This is a genomic window from Cupriavidus neocaledonicus, assembly GCF_000372525.1.
Taxonomy (GTDB): domain Bacteria; phylum Pseudomonadota; class Gammaproteobacteria; order Burkholderiales; family Burkholderiaceae; genus Cupriavidus; species Cupriavidus neocaledonicus.
The window spans coordinates 1-2,271 of sequence record NZ_AQUR01000017.1 but is presented as its reverse complement, the minus strand read 5'-3'; the positions used below and the strand labels follow the sequence as shown (position 1 = coordinate 2,271).

At 63.9% G+C, this 2,271-nt stretch carries 2 protein-coding genes; both read left to right on the top strand.

Annotation, left to right across the window (positions count from 1 at the left end; all coding sequences use genetic code 11):
• Nucleotides 1-156: 156 nt before the first annotated feature.
• The gene (istA, locus tag A3AG_RS0100130) at nucleotides 157-1,656 is read left to right on the top strand and encodes an IS21 family transposase (RefSeq protein WP_012354405.1); all 1,500 of its coding nucleotides are present in this window, start codon (nucleotides 157-159) and stop codon (nucleotides 1,654-1,656) included.
• The coding region (gene istB, locus A3AG_RS0100125; protein WP_018003646.1) for an IS21-like element helper ATPase IstB at nucleotides 1,653-2,271 on the top strand (619 nt) is incomplete at its 3' end. The genes istA and istB, both read left to right, overlap by 4 nt.

Genomic DNA, 2,271 nt, shown 5'->3' with positions numbered 1-2,271 from the left:
TGGGCGGCGACAATCATTTTGTCCGGCGTAGCGACAAACATCTTGGCCGGTGGCGGGAACTCGGAGGCGGCGTAGCCGCCGGAGAGTTTCCGCCACCGGCGGCGCCGAGTTGGCCGGGTTCTACGATGGCTGATCGCATCAATAAGCGGTCAGTCCATGTCTGGAACCCGTATTACCGACCAACAGGTTAGCCTCTACATGTCCAAACGCAAACAGCATACCCAGGAGATTGCCGCTGCCAAGGCCGGCATCAGTGTGCGCAGTGCCCGGCGTATCGAACGTGATAGCCAACTGCCTTCGCAGAAGCCCCGCCGTTACTGGCGCTCGCGGCCCGATCCATTCGTCGAGGTCTGGGACACCGAGGTCGTGCCGATGCTTGCTAGCGAGCCGCGCCTGCAAGCCATCACCATTCTGCGCAAGCTCCAGGACGACCATCCCGACCAATACCCTGACAGCATGCGCCGCACGCTCGAACGGCGCATCAGCAAGTGGCGGGCTGTGTCTGGACCGGCCAAAGAAGTCTTCTTCCCACAGGAACACGCGCCGGGGATCCGGGCACTGTCGGACTTCACCGATATGCAGGCGCTGGGCATCACCATCTCCGGCGTTCCATTCCCTCACCGCCTGTATCACTTCGTGTTCGCGTTCTCGCGCTGGGAGTACGCCCAAGTGGTTGAAGGCGGAGAGAGCTTCGAGGCGCTGTCCTCGGGCTTGCAGAACGCGCTCTGGCAGGCCGGCGGCTGCCCGCGAGAACATCGCACCGACAGCCTCTCGGCGGCGTTCAAGAACCTGAAGGAGCAGGAGGACTTCACAACGCGCTACGAAGCCCTGCTGGACCACTATGGGATGACCGGCACCCGTAACAACCGCGGCCTGGGCCACGAGAACGGCAGTGTGGAATCATCCCACCGCTATCTGAAGGAGGCTGTCGACCAGGCACTGATGCTGCGCGGCCACCGGGACTTCGAGGATCGAGCCGCCTATGAGGCGCTCCTGCGCGAGGTCGTGATGCGTCGTAACCGGCGTCATGCAGCGGCGTTCCGTCTCGAGCGCGAGCAGTTGACGGACCTGCCTCCCCGGCGCACGACGGACTTTGCCGAAGAGGAAGCGCGTGTCACCCGTTGCAGCACATTCACCGTGCGCGGCATCCTCTACAGCGCGCCGTCCCGCCTGATTGGTCACCGTCTGAAGGTGCGTGTGTACGGCGACCGACTGGACTGCTACCTGTCCGGAGCCATGGTGTTCAGCACTCCTCGGGGCTCCCACGCCGCGCACAGCACCCGCCGCGCTATCGACTATCGGCACTTCATTGAGGGGCTCAAACGTAAGCCGCAGGCCTTCAAGGGCCTGGCGTTCCGGGACGATCTGTTCCCTCGGGAGGCCTATCGGCGAACCTGGGAGCAGCTTGATGCCCGGCTGTCGCAACGCGACGCGTGCAAGACGATGGTTGGCCTGCTTGAGCTGGCGGCCATGGACGGTATCGAAGCCGTGCTGGCCGTGCGCCTGGAAGCCATGTTGGGCGATGGTGATCTGCCGGATCTGGAAGCGCTGCGCGAGGAGTTCTCGCCGCGGCAAGCCGATCACCCCGTCATCCATGTCCAGATGCCGGCGACCAGTTGCTACGACGCCCTGCTGGGCCAGGGGGTCGCAGCATGAACGCGCCGCTCCCAATTGATGCCGCCCGCCTGACGTTGATGCTCAACGAACTGCGCCTGCCCACCATTGGCCGGCTCTGGCCAGAGTTCGCACAGCGCGCCGACAAGGAAAGCTGGCAGGCAACCCGGCTGCTTGGCGCCTTGCTCGAACACGAACTGGCCGAACGGGCCAAGCGGCGTATCGAACGACACCGAACCGAATCCCGCCTGGATCCAACCAAGACGCTGGCTGCCTTCGACTTCAGTGCTGTGCCCATGGTCTCCAAGGCGCACGTGATGGCACTGGCGAGCGGTGATTCCTGGCTGGAGAAAGGTGCCAATGTGTTGATCTTCGGCCCGCCGGGCGGTGGGAAGAGCCACCTCGGATCGGCCATCGGGCATGCCCTGATCGACGCTGGGTACAGGGTACTGTTCACGCGTACCAGCGAGATCGTCCAGAAGCTGCAGGCAGCCAGGCAGAGCCTGCAGTTACCTGCAGCCCTGGCCAAGCTCGACCGCTTTGACCTGATCATCCTGGACGACCTGTCGTACGCCCGCAAGGACCAGGCCGAAACCAGTGTCCTATTCGAACTGATCGCCGAGCGCTATGAGCGGCGCAGTCTGCTGATCACGGCCA